Raw genomic sequence first — 19,098 nt, 5'->3', positions numbered from 1 at the left:
GTCAGCGGCGGGTGCGGGCGGCGATGTCGGCGCTGCCGCCGGCGCCGACGGCTGCGGCGCGCTGGTGGGCGGTGGCGTCGAGGCGGGGTTGGAGGCGGCGGATTTCGCGGGGGCCGAAGGTGCCGGTGATGGCGGGGAGGCCGGCGCGGACGGCGTTGAGGCCGCGGAGGAAGGGCTGGCCGTAGACGTGGGGGGAGCGGCGGGCGATTCCGGTGACGATGCGGTCGACCGCGGGTGGGAGGGGGTGGGTGGTGTTGAGGGGCCAGGGGAGGCGGGCGCGCATTTCGCGGAGGACGTCGTCGTGGTCGGCGCCGCGGACCATGTCGGTGTCGGTCCAGGAGAGGTAGGCGATGCCGACGGTGGTGCCGTGGACGGCGGCTTCGGGGCGGATGCTGTGGGCGAAGGATTCGACGGCGGCTTTGCTGGTGCAGTAGGCGGCCATGAGGGGGGCGGGGGTGATGGCGGCGAGGGAGGCGATCTGGAGGTAGTGGCCTTGGCTGCGGCGGAGTGCGGGGAGGAAGGCGCGGGCGGTGTTGATGGAGCCGTGCAGGTTGACGTCGATGACGCGGTGGAAGGCGTCGGGGTCGCTGTCGGTGAAGGGGCCGCCGGTGGCGATGCCGGCGTTGGCGACGGTGATGTCGATGGTGCCGTGGTGGTTTTCGATGTCGGTGGCGGCTTGGGTGAGGGCGTCGGCGTCGGTGACGTCGGCGGGGTGGTGGGTTGCGGTGGGTCCGCAGTCGGCGGCGGTTTTGGCGAGGAGGTCGGGTTCGAGGCCGATGAGGGCGACGGTGGTGCCTTGGTCGGCGAGTTTGCGGGCGAGGAGGGCGCCGACTCCGCGTGCGGCGCCGGTGATGACGGCGGTGCGGCCGTTGAGTGCGGGGTGGCGGCGGGTCATGCGGGGGCCTCTTCCGGGGTGGTGGCGGGCAGGTGGGTGCGGGCGAGTCGGGTGAGGGCGGTGGCGATGGCGGCGGGGTTTTCGAGGGGGGTCATGTGGGCGGCGCGGGGGAGTTGGATGAGTTCGGTGAGGTTGGGGAGGGCGCGGGCGGTGTGGTGGGCGTGGGTGATGGGGGTGAGGCGGTCGCGGGTGCCGTGGATGACGGTGGTGGGCATGTCGAGGTGGGTGAGTTGGCGGGTGAGGTCGAGGGTGCCGAGGACGCGTCCCCAGTGGGCGCGGGCGAGGGGGTGGCAGGTGTGGATGATGCGGGCGCAGAGTGCGCGCATGCGGGGGTCGGCGGTGGGGTGCATGGTGACGTAGCGGAGGGCGTGGGTGGTGAGGGGGGTGCGGGGGCCGAGGGGGAGGGGGGCTTGGAGGGCGAGGCGTTGGAGTGTGGCGCGGGGGGTGCTTCCGGTGGGGAAGAGGGGGAGGACGTTGCTGGTGTGGGGGAGGTGGGTGGAGCCGGTGGAGATGAGGGCGGTGGCTTTGGCTCGGGTGCGGAAGGCGGGGCGTTGGGCGGCGGCCATGATGGTCATTCCGCCCATGCTGTGGCCGGCGATGACGGCGGGGGTGTTGTCGGGGAGGGTGTGGGTGAGGACGGCGGTGAGGTCGTCGGCGAGGGCGTCGGTGGTGTAGGCGCCGGGGTGGGTGGGGCGTTGGCTGTGGCCGTGGCCGCGCTGGTCGTAGAGGACGATGCGGAGGTTGCGGGGGAGGTGGTGGATGACGGGGGCCCAGAAGGCGGTGCGGCAGGTCCAGCCGTGGGAGAGGACGATGGTGGGGGCGTCGGGGGGGCCGATGGTTTCGGTGTGGATGCGGGTGCCGTCGGCGGAGTGGACGGTGGTGGGGTGCCGGGTGGGGGTCATGGGGGCTCCCTGTCCGGGGTTGTTACTGGCGGGTTGTGGTCGGTGCCACAGGAGCGTAGACCATGACAATGATCATTGGAAGGTTGTGGGGTTCGGTGGTGGATCCGGCGCTGGGTCTGGAGGCGTTGGTGCGGGGGTTTCCGCTGTTCACGGTTGCCGGTGAGGGGCGGCGCGGCCGGGTGAGCTCGGTGGGGTCGGATCCGGTGTCGGGGGAGGCGACGCGGGCGGTGGTGGACTTCGGGTCGACGCCGGAGGGGGCGGATCGGGGCCCGGAGGTGGAGGTGGCGACGCGGCTGTGGGGGGAGGCGGTTCCGGAGCGGGTGCTGCGCGGGCTGTGTGCGGAGCGGGCGCTGATGGAGCGGCGGATGCGGGATCCGCTGGCGGGGGATGCGCTGTCGCTGGGCGGGGATGCGGTGTGGTCGTCGGGTGAGCTGGTGGTGGATGGCCGGGTGCTGGTGTCGGTGGTGCTGGAGTCGGGGCCGGCTCGGGTGGTTGCGGCCGATGTGGGCGGCGGGGTGCTGGTGCGGGTGTTTGAGCGGGTGGCGGAAGGGCCGGTGCCGGGGCTGCGGCGGGTGGCGGATGCGGGGGAGTTGGAGCCGCTGGTCGGGCGGGGGTGAGTGCGGTGCCGCCGGCGGTGCGGGGCGGGCTGCCCGGTGCGGTGCGGCTGGAGGCGGGAAGCGGGGCCTTCCGGGAGGGCTGCCGGCGGCGCGGTCGCTGCGCGCGGAGGGCGGGCAGGCTAGCACGGTCGGTGGAGTGTGCGGTGGGCGTTAGGCTCCGGCGGAGTCGTGAGAGTTTCGGGGGTTGCTGGTGATGAGCGGTCGTGCGGGTTCGGCGAGTGGCGCGGAGCTGGTGTGGGAGTCGGGCGCGGGGGTGGAGGAGCGGCTGGCCGCGGAGGTGCTGGCGTCGGCGGGCTTCGACGCGGGGGTGGCTGACGCGGCGGGTGAGGCTGCGGAGGGCGCCGAGGATGCGGTGGAGCTGCTGGGGACGGTGGTGGCGCGGCGCGGCGGTGAGCTGCTGGGCTGGGCGAGTGTGATGGCGGGCGGCGAGGGCGACCCGGTGGCGGAGTGGGCGCTGGCGTCGTTTGAGGAGGAGCTGGCGGTGACCGGGTCGGCTCCGGAGCGGGGTGCGGAGCCGGGCGAGGTCGCGGTGGTGCAGGACCTGGTGTGGGAGGCGGCGCAGTGGGTGCGCGGGCGCGGGTTCGGCGGTCTGCTGTGGGCGGCGGGGCTGCCGGAGGCCGATGCTGCGGTGGCGGAGCGGCTGGGCGCTGCGGTGCACCGGGAGGAGGGCCGCGACTGGTCGGGTGATGTCGCGGCGGTTGCGGTGTCGGCCGGGGAGGGCGTGCGCGAGGTTGCGGGGGAGCTGCCTGCGGGGCGGCTGGAGGAGTATGCGCAGCTGTTCGCGGCGCACGCGATTCTGCACCCGTTCCCGGAGGAGTGGGATGCCGAGGATGTCGCGGAGTGGCTGGGCGGCGCCGAGGAGGAGGGGGATGCGGAGTGGCTGCTGGCGTCGCGGACCTTCGACCTGGTGGGCGGGCGCGGTGAGGCGCCGGTGGTGGCGCAGGTGACGGTGCTGGTGGACCGGGAGGGTGCGGCGTCGGTGGCGCGGGTGGTGCACCACGGGGTTCCGGCGGGGCGGCTGGCGGGCCTGCTGGGGGGTGTGGCGGCGGCGCTGGAGGGGTCGGCGCGGCGGCTGTCGGTGCGCGAGTTCGATGATGCGGTGGTGGCGGGGGCGTGCCGGGAGGCGGGCTTGTCGGTGGAGCGGGTGTGGCCGGTGTACCGGTTGTCCTGGTAGGTGTGCTGCGCCGGCTGGTGGAGCGGCGGGGAGTTGGCGGCGGGGGCCGCTGCGCTGGTGGGCGCGGCGGCCCCCGCTGTCTGTGTGCGGGGGTTAGAAGGCTTTCCCGGGGTTGAGGATGTGCTGGGGGTCGAGGGCGTCTTTGACGGCGCGGTGCAGGTCGAGGACGTCGGGGCCGAGTTCGGCGGCGGCGCCGCGGCGTTTGAGCAGGCCGACGCCGTGTTCGCCGGTGACGGTGCCGCCGAGGGCGATGGCGTCGTCGACGATGTCTTCGAAGGCGGCTTGGGCGCGGCGGCGGGCGTCGTCGTCGCCGGCTTCGACGATGAAGAGCGGGTGGAGGTTGCCGTCGCCGGCGTGGGCGATGTTGCCGATGCGGGTGGTGTGGCGCTGGGCGGCGGCTTCGATGCGGGCGAGCATGTCGGGGACGCGGATGCGGGGGACGCAGACGTCTTCGGTGAGCAGCGGGCCGAGGCGTTCGAGGGCGGGGTAGGCGAGGCGGCGGGCGGAGAAGAGGGCTTCGGCTTCGTCGGGGTCGGTGGAGCGGTCGGCGTGGGTGGCGCCGGCGTCGCGGAAGGTGGCCAGGACGGTGTCGGCTTCGGCGTCTCCGGCGGCGCCGGGGGCGTCGGTGCGGGCGAGGAGGAGGACGTTGCCGTCGGCGGCCAGGCCCATGTTCTTCCAGTCGTCGACGGCTTGGAGGCAGAAGCGGTCGATGAGTTCGAGGGCGGAGCAGGTGGTGCCGGATGCGGCGACGGCGGCGACGGCCCGGCCGGCGTCGGCGAGGGTGTCGAAGTGGCCGACGATGGTGTGTTCGGTGCCGGTGCGCAGGGGGCGCAGGCGGAGGGTGATTTCGGTGATGAGGGCGAGGGTGCCTTCGGAGCCGACCATGAGTCCGGCGAGGTCGTAGCCGGTGACGCCTTTGGCGGTGGCGCGGCCTAGGCGCAGGGTGCGGCCGTGGGCGGTGACGGCTTGGAGGGCGAGGACGTAGTCGCGGGTGACGCCGTATTTGACGCAGCAGAGGCCGCCGGCGTTGGTGTTGACGTTGCCGCCGATGGTGGACCAGGGGGAGGAGGCGGGGTCGGGCGGGTACCAGAGGCCGCGGGTGGCGGCGTGGGCGCGCAGGTCGTCGTTGATGACGCCGGGTTGGACGGTGGCGGTCTGCTGGTCGGTGTCGATGTCGAGGATCTGGTTCATGCGTTCGAAGGAGAGGACGGTCCAGCCTTCGGCGGCGTTGGCGGCGCCGGAGAGGCCGGTGCCTGCTCCGCGGGGGGCGATGGGGGTGCGGTGGCGGGCGCAGATTTCGACGGCGGTTTGGACGTGGTCGGCGGTGGTGGGGCGGACGAGGGCGGCGGGGGTGCCGTAGGGGGCCCATTCGGCTTCGTCGTGGGCGCGGGAGGCGGTGATGTCGGGGTCGGTGGTGACGATGTCGGGGCCCAGGGCCTGGAGGAGTTCGCGGGCGGTGGCGGTCTGGGCGGTGGTGGGCACGGTCGGGGTCCTTTCGGACGGCGGTGTGGCTGGTGGTGGTGCTGGGGGGAGCGTATGCGGTGGTGGGGCGGGTGTGCGGGGGCGGGGTCAGGCGTGGGCGTCGAGGTAGGTCCAGGCGCCGTTGTGGCGGCGGAAGCGGGAGTTTTCGCGCTGGTGGCCGGGCTGGCCGGCGCTGGTGTAGGCGGCGGTGAAGTCGACGGTGGCTTCGGTGTGGAAGGGCGTGCCGCCGGTGGTGGCGTGGATGGTCAGGCCGGTCCAGGTGGTGTGGGGGTCGGGGTCGATGCGGGCGGGGCGGGTGTCGGGGTGCCAGGTGCGCAGCAGGTGGGCGGTGTCGCCGAGGGCGAAGGCGCTGTAGCGGGAGCGCATGAGGGCTTCGGCGGTGGTGGCGGGCGCGCCGGCGTGGAGGGGGCCGCAGCAGTGGGTGTAGGCGGCGGCGCCGCAGGGGCAGGTGCGGGGTGTGCGGGCAGTCATGGTGTTGATTGTGCCTGCTCGGGCGGGGTGGCCCGGCCTGGCCGGGGTGGGGGGGGGTAGCGGTGGGGCGCAGGGCTGCGTCGCTGCGGCGGGAGGGTTCGGCGCGGCCGCCGGTCGGGTGGTGGCGGCGGTCGTATTGGGCGCAGAGGTGTTCGGCCGCGGCTGCGGCGAAGGCGCTGGCGGCGGAGCGGTCGGCGAGCAGGCGGGTGGTGATGGGGGTCTAGGGGTGCGGCGGCCGGGTCGGCGGGGGCGGTTCGGCGCTGGGGTGGCAGCGGGTGCGGCGGCGGTGGAGTGTGCACCGTGTGGGCGGGTGGGCCCGGGGCCGGGGCCGGTGGAGGGCGGCGGCCGGGGGCGGGCAGGTGGTGCGGGGCGTGAGGGCTGTGTCGGGGAGTGCGGGGCTGGAGCCGAGCAGGGCTGCGGTGAGGCTGGCGGCGAGGATGCAGTGCGGGGGCATGGGGGTGGTGTGCCCGCGGTGGGCCGGGTGGGCACTGGGGCGGCCGTTAGCGGCCGGTTGTGCTGTTGGGCGGGTGCCGGGTGGTGCGGTCCGCTAGGGCGGTGCCGGGGTTTGACCTTGACGCAGCGTCAATGCTTAGCGTTGGGGGCATGTCCATCACTGTTGTTGACAGCCTTTCTGCGATGCGCCGGGTCCTGGCTGCGGCGCCCGACGAGCGCCGCGGTCTGCTGCGGGAGCTGCACGCCCCGGTCGCGGCCCAGTACCGGTTTGCGCCCGAGCCGCCCGATCTGGCCGATGTGCACGGATTCGGGCACGGCTTCCCGATCGACCGCGATGGTGATCGGTGCCTGGCCGCGGTGGAGGTGCTGGAGGAGGCCGATGCGCTGGGGCGGATGCAGCGCGCCCTGGACGGCGCGGCCGCGGTGCTCGCCGAGGCCAACCCGGGGTTTGCGGTGCCGGATGTGGCGGTGCTGCTGGTGCTGGGCGATCCGGGCGATGAGCACTTCCTGCAGACCAGCCTGGGGATGACCGCGATGGGCGGTATCTCGGGCGCCATCACGATCACGCTGTGGCCGACCCCGGAGAACCTGGAGCGGTTGGAGGCGACCGCGGTGCACGAGCTGCACCACAATCTGCGGTACAGCCCGGGCGGGGTGGTGTGGAATCCGGCGGCGGTGACGGTGGGCGAGCAAGTGGTGGCCGAGGGGCTGGCGGATGCGTTCGCGCGCAGCCTGTACGGCGACCGGCTGGGCTATGCGCGTGTCGGTGCGGCGCACCTGGGGGACGACGCGGTGTATGCGCGGGTGCTGGAGGGGCTGGAGGTGACGGGTATGGAGAACATCACGGCGTGGGTGCTGGGCGATGCGCATGCGCGCCGGTACGGGGGCGAGCCGGTGGGGCTGCCGACGGGTGCGGGATATAGTGCCGGGAACCGGCTGGTGGATGCCTATCTGGCGGCGAGCGGCCGGACGGCGGCGCAGGCGCTGCACGACGACCAGGCGCGCATCATCGCTGCGGCCCGCGGCTGAACCCTGCCGGGGCGCGGCGCGCGGGTGAGGGGGCGGCGGGGTGGAGTGGACGGTTGCGCAGCTGGCGGCGCGGGCCGGTGTCACCGGGCGCACGCTGCGCTACTGGGACCGGGTCGGGCTGCTGCCGCCCACTCGGGTGGGCGGCAACGGCTACCGCTACTACGGGCCGGGCGCGGTGGCGCGGCTGCAGCGGATCCTGCAGATGCGGCGCACCGGGATGGGGCTGGCGGCGATCGGCGAGGTGCTGGCGGGCGAGGTGGACCGGTGCGCGGGGCTGGAGTCGCATATCGCTGCGCTGCGCGCCGAGCGCGAGCGTATCGACGGGCAGCTGCGGGCGGCCGGGCACGCGCTGGAGGCGGCGCGGGCCGGTGTTGAGCCGGACGGCGATGTGCTGCTGGAGGGGTTCAACGACCGCTACGAGGCAGAGGTGAGTGCGCGGTGGGGGGCGGAGGCGTTCCGGGCCGCCTACGAGTGGTGGCACGGTATGGCGCTGGCCGAGCAGGTGGCCTGGCGCGATGAGCGCGACGGGTTGGCGGCGGACTGGGCGTCGGCCTGGCGCGAGGGCGCGGCGGTTGCGGGTGGGCGGGCGCGTGCGCTGGCGGCGCGGCATGTGGCGTGGCTGTCGTCGATCCCGGGGACGCCGGTGTACGAGGGCGACCGGGGGCGTTCGCGGGACATGGTGGCGGGCATCGGCGACAGCTACGTCGCCGAGCCGCGGCTGGCTGCGGCGTTCGGCGGCCCCGGAGGCGCGGAGTTCGTGCGCGAGGCGCTGCGCCGGTATGCGGCGGAGTGCATGTAGGCGGTGGCCCGTGGCGGGTGCGGCTCCTCCCCTGACGTCGGCGCTGGCGGGGAAGGTCAGGGGCGTCGGGCGAGGAACACGAGTTCGCGGCCGGGGCGGTCGGGGGCGCCGCGGACCTCTTCGACGGTGAAGCCGGCCGCGGCCAGGTCGGCGGAGGTCTCGGCGCGGGTGCGGAAGCGCAGTGTGGAGGTGGAGGTGAGCTCCTGGCCGTCGGCGAAGGCGAAGGTCCATCGGAAGGCCACCAGCGGCCCGTCGACGTCGAGCAGGTCCACCCAGACGGTGACCGGGCCGGTGCCGGGGACCTCCAGGGTGCGCAGGGACTCGGCGCGGTTCCAGCGCTCCCAGGCGCGGGCGTCGGGGTTGCGGGTCTCGAAGGCGAACAGGCCGCCGGGGCGCAGGGCGGCGTGCAGGTCGGTGAGGGTGCGCCGCCACTGGGCGGGGTTGTCGACGGCTTGGGAGGCGTTGCCGGCCATGACGGCGGCGTCGGCGCGCAGCGGCGGGTCGAGGGCGGCCAGGGCGGAGGAGTCGCCGTGGACCCAGCGGACGCGGTCGGCGCCGGGTTTGGCGCGGGCGACGTCGAGGGAGGCGCGGGCCGGGTCGAACCCGGTGGCGGTGCAGCCGCGTGCGGCCAGCGCCAGGGTGAGGCGGCCGGTGCCGCAGCCGGCGTCGATGATGTCGCGGGCATCTTCAGCCCGCAGGATCTCCAGGTAGGGCGGCAGGTCAGAAGGGTCGGCGTGGAGGTGGTCGTAGAGGGCGGCCAGGCGGGGGTGGGCGTACTCGGCGTCGGGCATGGCGGCGAGGCTACGCGGGGTCCGGCGGGCCGCACCAGCGGGTTGTGCGCTGGGGTCAGGGCATGAGGTCGGAGGTGGCGAAGAGCAGAGCGAGGCCCCCTGCGGCCGCCCCGGCCAGGAGGAACGCGACGGCTGCGCCCGCCTGGGTGGCGCGCGCGACGTGGGCGCGGGTGGGGTCGTGCGGGTCGTAGGCGACGGTGACCTCTTGGCCGGGGTGCAGGCGCGTGGTGGTGCTGGCGAAGGCCTGGGTGGCGGTGGTGCGGCGGCCGTCGCGGGTGGTGAAGGAGAACACGACAGGGCCGCGGGCTCCGCCGGTGGGCACGGAGTCGATGCGGCCGGGTACGCAGATGCCCCGGCGGCGCAGCGCGGCGGTGCGCGCCAGTTCGGCGGTGCCGATTCCGGTGGATGCGGCACACAGCAGCACGCCGATCGCGGCGGGAAGCACGGTGCGCAGTGTTTCGCCGTCCACAGCGGCCCCCCTTTTTTGTGGTCTGTCGTCTTTGCCGCCGGGCGGGTGATCCTAGCGCGGGGGCGGGTTCAGCGGGCCTTGGCCTGTTCCCAGGCGGTGTCGGGGATGCGTTCGAGCAGGTCGGCGAGGCGGTCGGCGACGGTGCGGACGCGGTCGGGGTGCAGGCGGGTGGCCTCCCAGGTGATGAGGTGGTCGCCGGTGAAGCGCAGCGGCAGGTGGCCCGCTGCGGGGGTGGCCAGGAGCCAGGCGCGCAGGTCGGCGTCGAGGACGGCCCGGGTGAAGTCGTCGTCGGTGGTTTCGATGCGGAAGGCGCGGTCGAAGTCGTCGTCGCCCAGGCGGAGGTCGTGCAGGCCGACGAGGTTGAGCAGGGTGTGGCCGAAGTGCTCTTCCTTGATCTGCAGGGTGGGGGTGGAGACGGGGGTGGCCAGGGCGGTGATGTGGAAGCGGTGGGTCTTGCGGGTGGTGGTCTGCCCGGTCGACTGGACGGTGGTGTAGGTGTGCTCGTAGGCCAGGACGCGGTGGCCGCGGTGGGTTCCGGTGAGGGCGAGTCCGGCGGTGGGGTTGCTGCCCTTGTCGAAGGGGGTGCCGGAGAAGTAGCCGACGAGGTCGGGGCGGCGTTCTTCGAAGCGCCAGCCGTGTTCGTCGGCCCAGGCGGTGAGTTCTTTGATGCGCTTGTCGAGGGCGGCGCTGGAGGCGGCCATGGCGATCACGGCGATGGCGACGGTGGCGATCACGACCAGGGGGATGAGGGTTTCGGGGTTCTCCACGGGGGATGGGGCCTTCCTCGGTGCTGCGTGCGGTCCGGGGGTGGGACGGTTCCGGCGGGCGGGATGGTTCCGGCCGGGTCGGGCCGCGCGGCGCCGCGTCCGCCGGCCCGCCGCGCGGGTCGGCGGGGGCCGGCGTTGGGGTGCGGCTGCCGGTGCTGGGGGCCGCGGTGCGCGCCGGCCGCCTGCCGGCGTTTCGTCAGCTGGACCCGCCGCTGCGGGGCAGGGCGTCGGGGCTGTAGGCGGCGGCGAATTCGGGTGAGGGGGCGATGGGTTCGATGATGTCGATCAGGACGCCGCCGGGGCCTTCGATGATGAAGTGGCGCTGGCCGAAGTCCTCGTCGCGCAGGCCCAGGACCGGTTCGATGCCGTGGCTGCGGGTGAGGCGGGTGTGCAGGGCGGTGGCGTCGTCGGTTTCGAGGTTGAGGAGGAGGCCGGCGGCGCGGGTGCCGTAGCCGTGGGGGACGGTGGCGTGTTCGGGGTCGAGGAGGGCGAGTTCGTAGCTGCCTAGGCGCAGGCTGGTGTACCAGTCGGAGGTGAAGGTGGTGGTGAAGCCGAGGATGTCGCGGTAGAAGGCGGTGGCGGCGGGGATGTCGTCGGTCATCAGGACGGGGTAGAAGCTGGTGGTCGGCATGGGCGCCCCTCAGATACATACACTGTGGATGTAAACACGGCCATCATACATACTCCATGTATGTAAAGTCTGCGAGGACCGCCCATGCCCCGCGCCACCGCCGCTGACGCCGCCGCCACCGGCCGCCGCGTCCTGGACGCCGCCCTGCACCACTTCGCCGCCCACGGCTACAGCCGCACGTCGCTGGATGCTGTGGCCCGCACCGCCGGCGTGACCCGCGGCGCCGTCTACCACCACTACGACGGCAAACCCGCGCTGTTCGCCGCCGCGGCCCAGCGCCTGCACGCGCAGGTGGGCGACGCCGTGGCCGCGGCCGCCGACGCTGCCGGCCCCTCGCCCCGCGACCAGCTCGCGGCCGGCAGCCACGCCTTCCTCGACGCCATCACCGCCGACGGCGCCGCGCGCGTGCTCCTCACCGACGGCCCGGCCGCACTGGGCTGGGCCGCCTGGCGCGCCCTGGACGAGGCCCACTCCGGTACGCATCTGCGCGAAGCCCTGGCCGCGGCCGGCGTCGGCCCCGACCTGTGCGGCGCGCTGGCCGTGCAGCTGTCCGGCGCCATGAACGACGCCGCCCTGTGGCTGTCCGAGCGCCCCGGCGACACCGCGGCGCGCGATGCCGCCCACCGGGCGCTGGACCGCCTGCTGGCCGCCGCCCTGGCCTGAGGGCGCCGGAGCGCGGCTGGCTCAGCGGCGCCGGCCGCTCACAGCGGCCGGTAGCGGGTGCGGACCACGCCGGACGGGAACGCGGCGGCGTCGAGCAGTTCGAGCCGCGGGATGGCCCGGCCCTCGGGGAAGAGCCGCCGCCCGCCGCCCTGCACGGCCGGGTAGGTGAACAGGCGGTACTCGTCGACCAGGTCCGCGGCGATGAGCGCATGCGCCAGGCGGATGCTGCCGATGCAGGCGAGGTCCCCGCCGCCCTCCTCCTTGAGCGCGCGCACCTGCCCGACCGGGTCGCCGGCGAGCACCGCCGAGTGCTCCCAGCCGGCGTCGGCCAGAGTGGAGCTGACCACGTACTTGGCCGCGCTGTCCAGGGCGGCGGTGACGCCGGTGCGGTCGTCGCGCTGCAGCGGCCAGAACCCGCGCGGGTCCTCGAAGGTCCTGCGGCCGAACAGGAGGGACTCGCCCGCGGCGCCGTAGCGGGCCAGCTCTCCGGCGAGATAGTCCTGGGAGGCCGCGTCCTCGGGGGAGAACCAGTCGCCGATCATCTCGGCCGCCCCGTCCAGGGTGAGGTTCTGGGTCATGATCAGCCTGCGCATCGGCCCCCCTTGTCCTTGCGGCCGGCGCGGGAAGCGCCGGCCGTCCACGGCATGCTGTGCGGATACTGCGCGGCCCCGCCGCTGCGGTGCAGGTCAGGCGCTGGTGTAGGCCGCCAGGTGCTCGCCGGTGAGCGTCGACCCGGAGGCGGCCAGGTCGGCCGGGGTTCCCTCGAACACGATGCGGCCGCCGTCGGAGCCGGCGCCGGGGCCCAGGTCGATGATCCAGTCGGCGTGGGCCATCACCGCCAGGTGGTGCTCGATCGCGATCACCGTGCGGCCCGAGTCCACCAGCCGGTCCAGCAGTTCGAGCAGCTGGGCCACATCGGCCAGGTGCAGGCCGGCGGTGACCTCGTCCAGTACCACCACGCCGCCCTTGTCGCCCAGGTGCACCGCCAGCTTCAGGCGCTGGCGCTCGCCGCCGGACAGGGTCGTCAGCGGCTGGCCCAGCGCCAGGTAGCCCAGCCCCGCCTCGGCCATCCGCGCGGCGATGCGCTGGGCGGCCGGCACCCGCGACTCACCGGCGGCGAAGAACTCGGCCGCCTCGGCCACCGGCATCGCCAGGACCTCGGCGATGGTACGCCCGCCCAGTGTGTAGGCCAGCACCGACTCCTCGAAGCGCTTGCCGCCGCACACATCGCAGGTGATCGCGGCGCCGGCCATCATCCCCAGGTCGGTGTAGAGCACCCCGACGCCCTTGCAGTTGGGGCAGGCGCCTTCGGAGTTGGCGCTGAACAGCGCCGGCTTGGTGCCGTTGGCCTTGGCGAACGCCTTGCGCACCGGCTCTAGCAGGCCGGTGTAGGTGGCCGGGTTGGAGCGGCGCGAGCCGCGGATCGGCGCCTGGTCGATGGCCACGACGCCCTCGCGCGGGGCCACCGAGCCGTGGATCAGCGAGCTCTTGCCGGAGCCGGCCACGCCGGTGACGGCGACCAGCACCCCCAGCGGGATGTCGACGTCGACGCCGTCGAGGTTGTGCGCGCGGGCGCCGCGCACCTCCAGGACTCCGGAGGGGGTGCGCACCTTGTCCTTGAGCGGGGCGCGGTCGGCCAGGTGGCGGCCGGTGGCGGTGTCGGCGGAGCGCAGGTGCTGCACGCTGCCCTCGAAGACGACGTGGCCGCCGCCGGAGCCCGCGCCGGGGCCCAGGTCGACGACGTGGTCGGCGATGGCGATGGTCTGCGGCTTGTGCTCGACCACCAGCACCGTGTTGCCCTTGTCGCGCAGCCGCAGCAGCAGCCGGTTCATGCGGGCGATGTCGTGGGGGTGCAGGCCGATGGTGGGCTCGTCGAAGACGTAGGTGACGTCGGTGAGGGCGGAGCCCAGGTGGCGGATCATCTTGGTGCGCTGGGCCTCGCCGCCGGACAGGCTGCCCGCGGCGCGCTCCAGCGACAGGTAGCCCAGGCCGATCTCGACGAAGGAGTCCAGGGTGTGGCCCAGTTTCTCCAGCAGCGGCGTGACCTCGGGGAGGTCCAGGGCACGCACCCACTCGGCGAGGTCGCTGATCTGCATCGCGCACAGGTCGGCGATGTTCCTGCCCTCGATGCGCGAGGCGCGGACCGCGTCGGAGAGGCGCGTGCCCTGGCAGGCGGGGCAGGTGCCGAAGGTGACGGCGCGGTCGACGAATTCGCGGATGTGCGGCTGCATCGCTTCGCGGTCCTTGGACAGGAACGACTTGCGGATGCGGGGGATGAGGCCCTCGTAGGTGAGGGTGGAGCCGTCCACGGTGACCTTGACGGCCTCCCGGTAGAGGAAGTCGTGCAGTTCGCGCTTGGTGTAGTCGCGGATGGCCTTGTCGGGGTCGACGAATCCGGAGGCGGCGTAGGTGCGCACCGTCCACCAGGAGTCCGACTTCCAGCCGGGGATGGTGAAGGCGCCCTCGGACAGGGATTTGGTGTCGTCGTAGAGCTGGGTGAGGTCGATGTCGTCGACGCGGCCGAGTCCTTCGCAGTGCGGGCACATGCCGCCGGTGCGGCTGAAGGCGACCTTCTGGGCGCGGGTCCGGTCGGGGTCGCGCTGCACGGTCATCGCGCCCTGGGCGGAGACGGAGGCGACGTTGAAGGAGTAGGACTGCGGGCCGCCGTTGCTCGGGCTGCCCTGGCGGGAGAAGAGGATGCGCAGCATCGCGTTGGTGTCGGTGGCGGTGCCCACCGTGGAGCGCGGGTCGGCGCCCAGCGGCTCCTGGTCGACGATGATGGCGGTGGTCAGGCCGTCCAGCACGTCGGCCTCGGGGCGGTGCGCGGCGGGCATGAAGCCCTGCAGGAACGCGCTGTAGGTTTCGTTGATCATGCGCTGGGACTCGGCGGCGATGGTGCTGAAGACCAGGGAGCTCTTGCCGGAGCCGGACACCCCAGTGAAGACGGTGAGGCGCCGCTTGGGCAGTTCGATGGCGACGTCGCGCAGGTTGTTCTGGCGGGCGCCGACGACCCGGATGCGGTCGTGCCGGTCGGCAGGGTGGGATCCGGGGGCGCCGGCGGGCGCAAGGTCGCTGGTCATGGCGGTGTCCCTCGTGGTGTGGGTCGGGTGGGCGGGCCGGCGCGGGCGTCAGGCAGGCCACTGGCGGTCGCGCATCAGCGTGCGCCCCGCCGGTTCGTCTGCTTCGCGCCGGGCGTGGATGCGGGCGGGCGTGCTGCGGTGCCGGCGGTAGCCCTGGCCCTGGGCGGGGGGATCGAAGCCGGTGCGCGCGGCAAAGAGGTCGGCGCGCTCGCGCGGCAGGGCGTCCAGGGCGATCGGTTCGGCGCGGCCTTCGACCATGGTGGCGTCGCGGGTGGGTCCGATCCCCAGGTGGACGGCGCCGTCCTCGAAGCCGCAGGACAGCGGTACCAGGGGCGGCACTCCCTGCGCGGAAGCGGTGTCGGTGCGCAGCCGGTGCTCGGTGTCGCGGCGGCACCGGGCGGCCGGGCGCGGCCCGCCGGCGGTGCTCAGCTGCGCTCCTGGATGCGCAGCAGGGTGCCGGCCGGGTCGCGGAAGGCGCAGTCGCGCACGCCCCAGAACTGGTCGGTGGGCTCCTGGACGACTTCGGCGCCGCCGGCCTGCAGCCGGTCGAAGACCTCCTGGAGGTCCTCGGCGGCCAGGAGCAGCCCGGCGTAGGTGCCCTTGGCCATCATCTGCTCGATGACGGCGCGCTCGTCCTCGGTGATGCCGGGGTCGGCCGAGGGCGGCTGCAGCACGACCGAGGTGTCCGGCCGTCCGGGCGGGCCGACGGTGATCCAGCGCATCGTGCCCTGGCCGACGTCGTTGCGCACCTCCCAGCCGAGCAGGTCGCGGTAGAAGCCCAGCGACGCCTCGGGGTCGGTGTGCGGCAGGAAACTGGCGTTGATCGCGATGTCCATGCAGATCACACTAGGCTCAGCGGCGCCGCGGGCGCTTCTCGATTCCTGACCGGCCGCGCGACCTGCTTGGCGATGCACGCCGGCAGGTGCTCGGCGCCGGAGTCGGCCAGGTCGCGGTAGGCGCTCGGGGACATGCCGACGAGTTCGGTGAAGCGGGTGGAGAAGGTGCCCAGCGAGGAGCCGCCGACGGCGAAGCAGACGTCGGTGACGCTGAGGCTGCTGCCGCGCAGCAGTGCCATGGCGCGTTCGATGCGGCGCGTCATCAGGTAGGAGTAGGGCGATTCGCCGTAGGCGGCGCGGAACTGGCGGCTGAGGTGGCCGGCCGACATGCTGGCGCTGCGCGCCAGTGCGGCCACGTCGAGCGGCGCGGCGTACTCGCGGTCGATGCGGTCGCGGACCCGCCGCAGCGCCGCGAGGTCGCGCAGCCGCTGCTCGCGGGAAGATCGCCTGGCCATGCGCCCAGTCTTCCATGCAGCTCCGACGTTTCCCGTAAAGCGGCGGTCAGCAGCGCGGCCTGCTTGGGTCACCGGCCGCGGCGTCACTCGTCCAGGGGCAGAGTGATGCAACCGGTGCCCCCCCGGGTCCAAGGCCAGTCCGTCCGGGGTGCGCACCAGGCGCAGCACGAGCACCGCGCAGGCGGGGCAGCGCGCCACCAGGCCGGGGCCGCCGGTGGAGACGTGCAGGCGGGCGAACGCGCCGCGGTCTCCGCTTCCATAGCGCTCGGTCCGGATCCGGCGGGGGTCGTGTCCGAGGGCGATCAGGCCGTCGGCGGCGGTCTCGACAAACCCGGTGGGTCCGCACACGAAGCACACCGGGCTGAACTCTGCCGGGAACCCGTGAGTGTTGAGGTCGGCGACGCTGAGCCGCTTGGGTCCGCGGGGCGACTCCTCGGGCACCTCCCGGATGTAGGCCAGGAACACGTCGACACCGGGCCCGGCAGCGGGCCCCAGTTCGGTGCGGTAGTAGCGGTCGTCGGGGCTGCGCAGGGAGTAGAGGACCCGGAACAGGGCCCGGCTTCCGGTCCGGCGGCGCTCGCGGACCATGCTGGCGAGCGGGGCGATGCCCGAGCCGCCGCCGATGAGGACCACCGGGCCGGGCGCGGTGGTGTTCCACACGGACCAGCCGCCCAGTCGGCCGCGCACATCGATCCGGTCGCCCACCCGGAAGTCGCGGAGCAGGTAGGGGGAGACTTCGCCGCCGGGGTCGAGCAGGACGGTGAGTTCCAGGCGGTCGGGGCCCGACGCCGAGGACACCGAGTAGGAGCGAGCCGTATTGGGCCGTGAGGCGCACGCCGACGTGCTGTCCGGGGCGGTGCCCGGTCCACCCGGGGACGGACAGCACCAGGGTGCGGGCGGTGGGGGTCTCCCACCGGTCGGCTTCCAGGGCGGCCGGGAGCCAGCGGGCCACGGATCAGTCCCCCCGGTAGCGCTGTTCGCGCCAGGGGTCGCCGTAGCCGTGGTAGCCGGCCTGCTCCCAGAAGCCGGGTTCGTCGCTGGGCAGGAGCGTCAGGCCGCGCACCCATTTCGCCGACTTCCAGAAGTACAGGCGCGGGACGAGAAGCCGGGCCGGGCCGCCGTGGGAGTGGGTCAGGGCGTCGGCGGCGGTGGTCTCCACGCCTTCCACCAGGCTGACGCCGGCCCAGTCGGTGTCGAGCTCATGGGGTTAGCGGTCTCCTGCGAGGCGCTCGAGTCCGTGCCGGGTCACTGCTTCCCAGGTGGGCTGGTGTGCCGACACGGCGCGGTGCAGATGGGGGTAGCCCCGGTCCTCCAGTGATGCCGGCCATTGCTGGCCCGCCGATTCTGCGTTGCGCTGTGCAAGCACGCAGCCGATCACGAAGTCGCTCATCGCGTAGGACGTGCTCAGCAGCTCCTCGTCCGGCACCCCGCGCTCGGACAGCAGCGCGCACAACCGGTCGGACAGGGCGAGATAGCCGGGACCAAGCGGTGGTTGCCGCATCACGTGCGTGATCGCCCAGGGGTGCCGGAGCAGGTGGGATCGCCACGCCAGCAGCGTGCGCACGAGGTCGTCGCCGGTCAACTCGCCGGCGGTATCGGCGTCGGAGACCAGCACGGCGTCCACGGCCAGATCCAGTACTTCGCTGCGGCTGCGCACATGGCGGTACAAGCTCGCGACCACAACACCCAGCTGCGCGGCCAGTGTCCGCAGGCTCAGGCCGTCCTCGCCCTCGGAATCCAGGATCACCACGGCGGCCTCCGCGATCGCTTGCGGTGACAGTGCGCGCTTGCGCTGCGGCGCAGGGCGCTGCCGGAGCCAGTACGACATAGTTCCTCATCTGCTAGCGTGCTAAGCGAACGGTGATCACTTTAGGAGGCTGTGTGGACATCCGGGCACTGCTGCCCATCGCGCGAGCAGGTGTGATGATCAGGCCCCTGGGCGCCGACGATGCCGCCGCGTATGCTGCCGGCACCGCGGATGCAGACGTCCGCCGGTTCGCCCATCTTCCCGAACCGCACTACACCCCGGCCCTGGTCGTGGAGCAGGTCGACTCGATCATCACCCCGGGGCTCGTCAGCGGCACCCTGGCCGTGCTCGCGATCGCCGAGTCCGGCTCGGAGGAGTTCCTCGGCAGCGTGGTGCTGTTCGACATCGCCGGCGACCGCGCCGAGGTCGGCTTCTGGCTCGCTGCAGCGGCGCGCGGCCGCGGAGCCGCGCAGCAGGCCGTGGAGTGCACGGTCGAACTCGGCACCCGCATGGGGCTTGGAGAGCTGTACGCCCGGACCGCCAGCGAGAACGCAGCCTCTATGCGCACACTGGCCGCTGCGGGTTTCGCCCCCTACGGCGACGTCGAGCTGGGCACAGCGCCCTCCGGCGAGCAAGCCCTCCTGCAGCACTACATCCGCAGCCTGTGACCGGGCCTGGCCCGAATCTGCCGCGGCACGGCCGTTCCGGGCGCTTGGCGACTCCGCAGAGGCCGCCCCGCAAGGGGATGCCCGGCTGAGACGGCTGCCTGCCCGGTGGCCGTGTCCGCCGGGCAGCTCGCCCAGCTCCTCAGCCAACGGCTCTCACCAGCGTTCCGGCGATGGGCGCGCGGCCCGGCCCGAGCGGGGCAGGGGTGGTCGCGTTGCGGTCTGCTGAAAAACGTTTGGTTGGAAACGTTATTTCGCGACAGAACAAACAGATCGCGACGCAATGAAGTCCATGGAGCCGCCGGATTCACGCCTCCGATAAGTGGGGCTTCCCGGAGGCCAGGCAATATTGGTTGACGCGAGGCTGGGGAGGCTGGAGCGAGCTGCCTGCAACGGAATTCGCACGGCGAAGGAAGCTCGAAAACGCGTCGAAGTCGTACATGCGTTCGCTGATCTCCGGCGTCAGGCGATTCGACAACCAGGGTTGGAACTCCAGCTGCTTCGACCACAGCGCGTGCGGCCACCGCCACAAGCGGGAGATAACGAGTTGCCGACGGCCGGCGGGGAAGTCGCCACCCCGCCTTTGCGGCAGCTGCGGCCAGCAGTTCGTCTACCGGGTGAGTTCCATGCGGTACTGCTCCTGGGAGTGCAAGCTTGATGACCCGGCTGGATGGATCCGCCTGAATCACGGTTCGCTCTTCAAGTACGTGAACATGCTGGTCCCCGGCAGCGAAGGCGCTTGGAGACCCAAACGGGTTTCCTTCCTTCAGCACAGGTGGGTGATGGCACGCAAGCTCGGGCGATTGCTCAGTGAGCACGAAACCGTGCACCACATCAACGGCATCGCCGACGACAACAGGATCGAGAACCTCCAGCTCCGCAGCGGGAACCACGGCCAGGGGGCGCGGCGCATCTGCGGAAGCTGCGGCTCTGAAGACGTACGCGACATCGCCCTGTGAGGGGTGCGGCAGCACGATCGGACGTCCGCCTTCCCCACCCGGCTCCGGGCGGCTTGCGGAGGGAGGCCACCGAGTGTGACCGGAGTAGGCGAGCAGGGTGGATCGCCGGTGGTCCACCCTGCTCGGCGCCTCGGAGCCGCGGCCGGGGGCGCCCAGGCGGGCGTTGAAGGTCGACGACTCTGCCCTGCCCGGGGGGGGCCGACTCGCTCGGTG

22 protein-coding genes and 1 pseudogene are annotated in these 19,098 nt (G+C 73.4%); 7 read left to right on the top strand and 16 right to left on the bottom strand.

What is annotated here, in order from left to right; translation table 11 throughout:
- Position 1: 1 nt before the first annotated feature.
- Complete coding sequence (locus ACYVGT_RS05150; RefSeq protein ID WP_460855240.1) at positions 2–895, bottom strand: SDR family oxidoreductase; 894 nt, start codon at positions 893–895, stop codon at positions 2–4.
- Positions 892–1,797: an alpha/beta fold hydrolase gene (locus tag ACYVGT_RS05145; RefSeq protein ID WP_460855239.1), complete on the bottom strand. Its 906-nt coding sequence runs from the start codon at positions 1,795–1,797 to the stop codon at positions 892–894. The genes ACYVGT_RS05150 and ACYVGT_RS05145 overlap by 4 nt, the downstream gene beginning before the upstream one ends.
- 95 nt (positions 1,798–1,892) lie before the next feature.
- Here ACYVGT_RS05145 and ACYVGT_RS05140 point away from each other — a divergent pair, with 95 nt between their 5' ends.
- The gene (locus ACYVGT_RS05140; protein ID WP_460855238.1) at positions 1,893–2,414 is read left to right on the top strand and encodes a hypothetical protein; all 522 of its coding nucleotides are present in this window, start codon (positions 1,893–1,895) and stop codon (positions 2,412–2,414) included.
- Positions 2,415–2,607: 193 nt separating this feature from the next.
- The gene (locus tag ACYVGT_RS05135) at positions 2,608–3,588 is read left to right on the top strand and encodes a hypothetical protein (protein WP_460855237.1); all 981 of its coding nucleotides are present in this window, start codon (positions 2,608–2,610) and stop codon (positions 3,586–3,588) included.
- A 93-nt stretch (positions 3,589–3,681) separates the two neighbouring features.
- On the opposite strand, the gene ACYVGT_RS05130 is transcribed toward ACYVGT_RS05135, so the two are convergent.
- Positions 3,682–5,070 (bottom strand): FAD-binding oxidoreductase, encoded by a 1,389-nt coding sequence (locus ACYVGT_RS05130; RefSeq protein ID WP_460855236.1) that lies wholly within the window; start codon positions 5,068–5,070, stop codon positions 3,682–3,684.
- Between the two features lie 87 nt (positions 5,071–5,157).
- A complete protein-coding gene (locus ACYVGT_RS05125) occupies positions 5,158–5,541 on the bottom strand; it encodes a YchJ family protein (RefSeq protein ID WP_460855235.1) in 384 nt (127 codons plus the stop codon).
- Between the two features lie 603 nt (positions 5,542–6,144).
- Between ACYVGT_RS05125 and ACYVGT_RS05120 the strand changes: the two genes are divergently transcribed.
- Together ACYVGT_RS05120 and ACYVGT_RS05115 are read left to right on the top strand one after the other, a co-directional pair.
- Positions 6,145–7,023, top strand: a complete 879-nt coding sequence (locus ACYVGT_RS05120) for a DUF2268 domain-containing putative Zn-dependent protease (RefSeq protein WP_460855234.1) — start codon at positions 6,145–6,147, stop codon at positions 7,021–7,023.
- A gap of 40 nt (positions 7,024–7,063) precedes the next feature.
- Positions 7,064–7,822 (top strand): MerR family transcriptional regulator, encoded by a 759-nt coding sequence (locus ACYVGT_RS05115; RefSeq protein ID WP_460855233.1) that lies wholly within the window; start codon positions 7,064–7,066, stop codon positions 7,820–7,822.
- A gap of 56 nt (positions 7,823–7,878) precedes the next feature.
- On the opposite strand, the gene ACYVGT_RS05110 is transcribed toward ACYVGT_RS05115, so the two are convergent.
- The 4 genes from ACYVGT_RS05110 to ACYVGT_RS05095 form a co-directional block, all read right to left on the bottom strand.
- Positions 7,879–8,613 (bottom strand): class I SAM-dependent methyltransferase, encoded by a 735-nt coding sequence (locus ACYVGT_RS05110; protein ID WP_460855232.1) that lies wholly within the window; start codon positions 8,611–8,613, stop codon positions 7,879–7,881.
- A gap of 55 nt (positions 8,614–8,668) precedes the next feature.
- A complete protein-coding gene (locus ACYVGT_RS05105) occupies positions 8,669–9,082 on the bottom strand; it encodes a DUF3592 domain-containing protein (RefSeq protein WP_460855231.1) in 414 nt (137 codons plus the stop codon).
- Positions 9,083–9,150: 68 nt separating this feature from the next.
- Positions 9,151–9,849: a hypothetical protein gene (locus tag ACYVGT_RS05100; protein ID WP_460855230.1), complete on the bottom strand. Its 699-nt coding sequence runs from the start codon at positions 9,847–9,849 to the stop codon at positions 9,151–9,153.
- A 196-nt stretch (positions 9,850–10,045) separates the two neighbouring features.
- Positions 10,046–10,480: a VOC family protein gene (locus ACYVGT_RS05095; protein ID WP_460855229.1), complete on the bottom strand. Its 435-nt coding sequence runs from the start codon at positions 10,478–10,480 to the stop codon at positions 10,046–10,048.
- Positions 10,481–10,564: 84 nt separating this feature from the next.
- On the opposite strand from ACYVGT_RS05095, the gene ACYVGT_RS05090 reads away from it, so the two are divergent.
- The gene (locus tag ACYVGT_RS05090) at positions 10,565–11,143 is read left to right on the top strand and encodes a TetR/AcrR family transcriptional regulator (protein ID WP_460855228.1); all 579 of its coding nucleotides are present in this window, start codon (positions 10,565–10,567) and stop codon (positions 11,141–11,143) included.
- A gap of 38 nt (positions 11,144–11,181) precedes the next feature.
- Here the strand turns inward: ACYVGT_RS05090 and ACYVGT_RS05085 are convergent, their stop codons facing one another.
- The 8 genes and pseudogenes from ACYVGT_RS05085 to ACYVGT_RS05050 form a co-directional block, all read right to left on the bottom strand.
- Complete coding sequence (locus tag ACYVGT_RS05085) at positions 11,182–11,736, bottom strand: dihydrofolate reductase family protein (RefSeq protein ID WP_460855227.1); 555 nt, start codon at positions 11,734–11,736, stop codon at positions 11,182–11,184.
- A gap of 93 nt (positions 11,737–11,829) precedes the next feature.
- Positions 11,830–14,223, bottom strand: coding sequence for an ATP-binding cassette domain-containing protein (locus ACYVGT_RS05080; RefSeq protein ID WP_460855226.1), 2,394 nt, complete (start codon positions 14,221–14,223; stop codon positions 11,830–11,832).
- A 48-nt stretch (positions 14,224–14,271) separates the two neighbouring features.
- Entirely contained in the window at positions 14,272–14,562 is a 291-nt protein-coding gene (locus ACYVGT_RS05075; protein ID WP_460855225.1) for a hypothetical protein, read from the bottom strand.
- An 86-nt stretch (positions 14,563–14,648) separates the two neighbouring features.
- Complete coding sequence (locus tag ACYVGT_RS05070) at positions 14,649–15,059, bottom strand: VOC family protein (protein WP_460855224.1); 411 nt, start codon at positions 15,057–15,059, stop codon at positions 14,649–14,651.
- Positions 15,060–15,064: 5 nt separating this feature from the next.
- Positions 15,065–15,514 carry a helix-turn-helix transcriptional regulator gene (locus tag ACYVGT_RS05065; RefSeq protein WP_460855329.1) on the bottom strand — a complete coding sequence of 150 codons (450 nt, stop codon included), beginning with the start codon at positions 15,512–15,514 and terminating at the stop codon, positions 15,065–15,067.
- A gap of 171 nt (positions 15,515–15,685) precedes the next feature.
- Positions 15,686–16,312: pseudogene (locus ACYVGT_RS05060) on the bottom strand (ferredoxin reductase domain-containing protein); the annotation flags it as partial.
- Between the two features lie 157 nt (positions 16,313–16,469).
- A complete protein-coding gene (locus ACYVGT_RS05055; RefSeq protein WP_460855223.1) occupies positions 16,470–16,673 on the bottom strand; it encodes a molybdopterin-dependent oxidoreductase in 204 nt (67 codons plus the stop codon).
- A 48-nt stretch (positions 16,674–16,721) separates the two neighbouring features.
- Positions 16,722–17,342, bottom strand: a complete 621-nt coding sequence (locus ACYVGT_RS05050) for a TetR/AcrR family transcriptional regulator (RefSeq protein ID WP_460855222.1) — start codon at positions 17,340–17,342, stop codon at positions 16,722–16,724.
- A gap of 53 nt (positions 17,343–17,395) precedes the next feature.
- Here ACYVGT_RS05050 and ACYVGT_RS05045 point away from each other — a divergent pair, with 53 nt between their 5' ends.
- The gene (locus tag ACYVGT_RS05045; protein ID WP_460855221.1) at positions 17,396–17,929 is read left to right on the top strand and encodes a GNAT family N-acetyltransferase; all 534 of its coding nucleotides are present in this window, start codon (positions 17,396–17,398) and stop codon (positions 17,927–17,929) included.
- 437 nt (positions 17,930–18,366) lie between these two features.
- Complete coding sequence (locus ACYVGT_RS05040) at positions 18,367–18,885, top strand: HNH endonuclease (RefSeq protein WP_460855220.1); 519 nt, start codon at positions 18,367–18,369, stop codon at positions 18,883–18,885.
- Positions 18,886–19,098: the final 213 nt, after the last annotated feature.

It is taken from the genome of Nocardiopsis coralliicola, from assembly GCF_054779695.1.
The sequence above is the reverse complement of the archived record's forward strand: the minus strand, read 5'-3'. Positions and strand labels throughout refer to the sequence as shown.

What these genes read in the sequence shown, in the direction of transcription:
- ACYVGT_RS05150 (WP_460855240.1), bottom strand. Translation starts at nt 895, where the DNA reads ATGACCCGCCGCCACCCCGCACTCAACGGCCGCACCGCCGTCATCACC.
- ACYVGT_RS05145 (WP_460855239.1), bottom strand. Translation starts at nt 1,797, where the DNA reads ATGACCCCCACCCGGCACCCCACCACCGTCCACTCCGCCGACGGCACC.
- ACYVGT_RS05135 (WP_460855237.1), top strand. Translation starts at nt 2,608, where the DNA reads ATGAGCGGTCGTGCGGGTTCGGCGAGTGGCGCGGAGCTGGTGTGGGAG.
- ACYVGT_RS05125 (WP_460855235.1), bottom strand. Translation starts at nt 5,541, where the DNA reads ATGACTGCCCGCACACCCCGCACCTGCCCCTGCGGCGCCGCCGCCTAC.
- ACYVGT_RS05120 (WP_460855234.1), top strand. Translation starts at nt 6,145, where the DNA reads ATGTCCATCACTGTTGTTGACAGCCTTTCTGCGATGCGCCGGGTCCTG.
- ACYVGT_RS05110 (WP_460855232.1), bottom strand. Translation starts at nt 8,613, where the DNA reads ATGCCCGACGCCGAGTACGCCCACCCCCGCCTGGCCGCCCTCTACGAC.
- ACYVGT_RS05095 (WP_460855229.1), bottom strand. Translation starts at nt 10,480, where the DNA reads ATGCCGACCACCAGCTTCTACCCCGTCCTGATGACCGACGACATCCCC.
- ACYVGT_RS05090 (WP_460855228.1), top strand. Translation starts at nt 10,565, where the DNA reads ATGCCCCGCGCCACCGCCGCTGACGCCGCCGCCACCGGCCGCCGCGTC.
- ACYVGT_RS05085 (WP_460855227.1), bottom strand. Translation starts at nt 11,736, where the DNA reads ATGCGCAGGCTGATCATGACCCAGAACCTCACCCTGGACGGGGCGGCC.
- ACYVGT_RS05080 (WP_460855226.1), bottom strand. Translation starts at nt 14,223, where the DNA reads ATGACCAGCGACCTTGCGCCCGCCGGCGCCCCCGGATCCCACCCTGCC.
- ACYVGT_RS05070 (WP_460855224.1), bottom strand. Translation starts at nt 15,059, where the DNA reads ATGGACATCGCGATCAACGCCAGTTTCCTGCCGCACACCGACCCCGAG.
- ACYVGT_RS05065 (WP_460855329.1), bottom strand. Translation starts at nt 15,514, where the DNA reads ATGGCCAGGCGATCTTCCCGCGAGCAGCGGCTGCGCGACCTCGCGGCG.
- ACYVGT_RS05050 (WP_460855222.1), bottom strand. Translation starts at nt 17,342, where the DNA reads ATGTCGTACTGGCTCCGGCAGCGCCCTGCGCCGCAGCGCAAGCGCGCA.
- ACYVGT_RS05040 (WP_460855220.1), top strand. Translation starts at nt 18,367, where the DNA reads ATGCGTTCGCTGATCTCCGGCGTCAGGCGATTCGACAACCAGGGTTGG.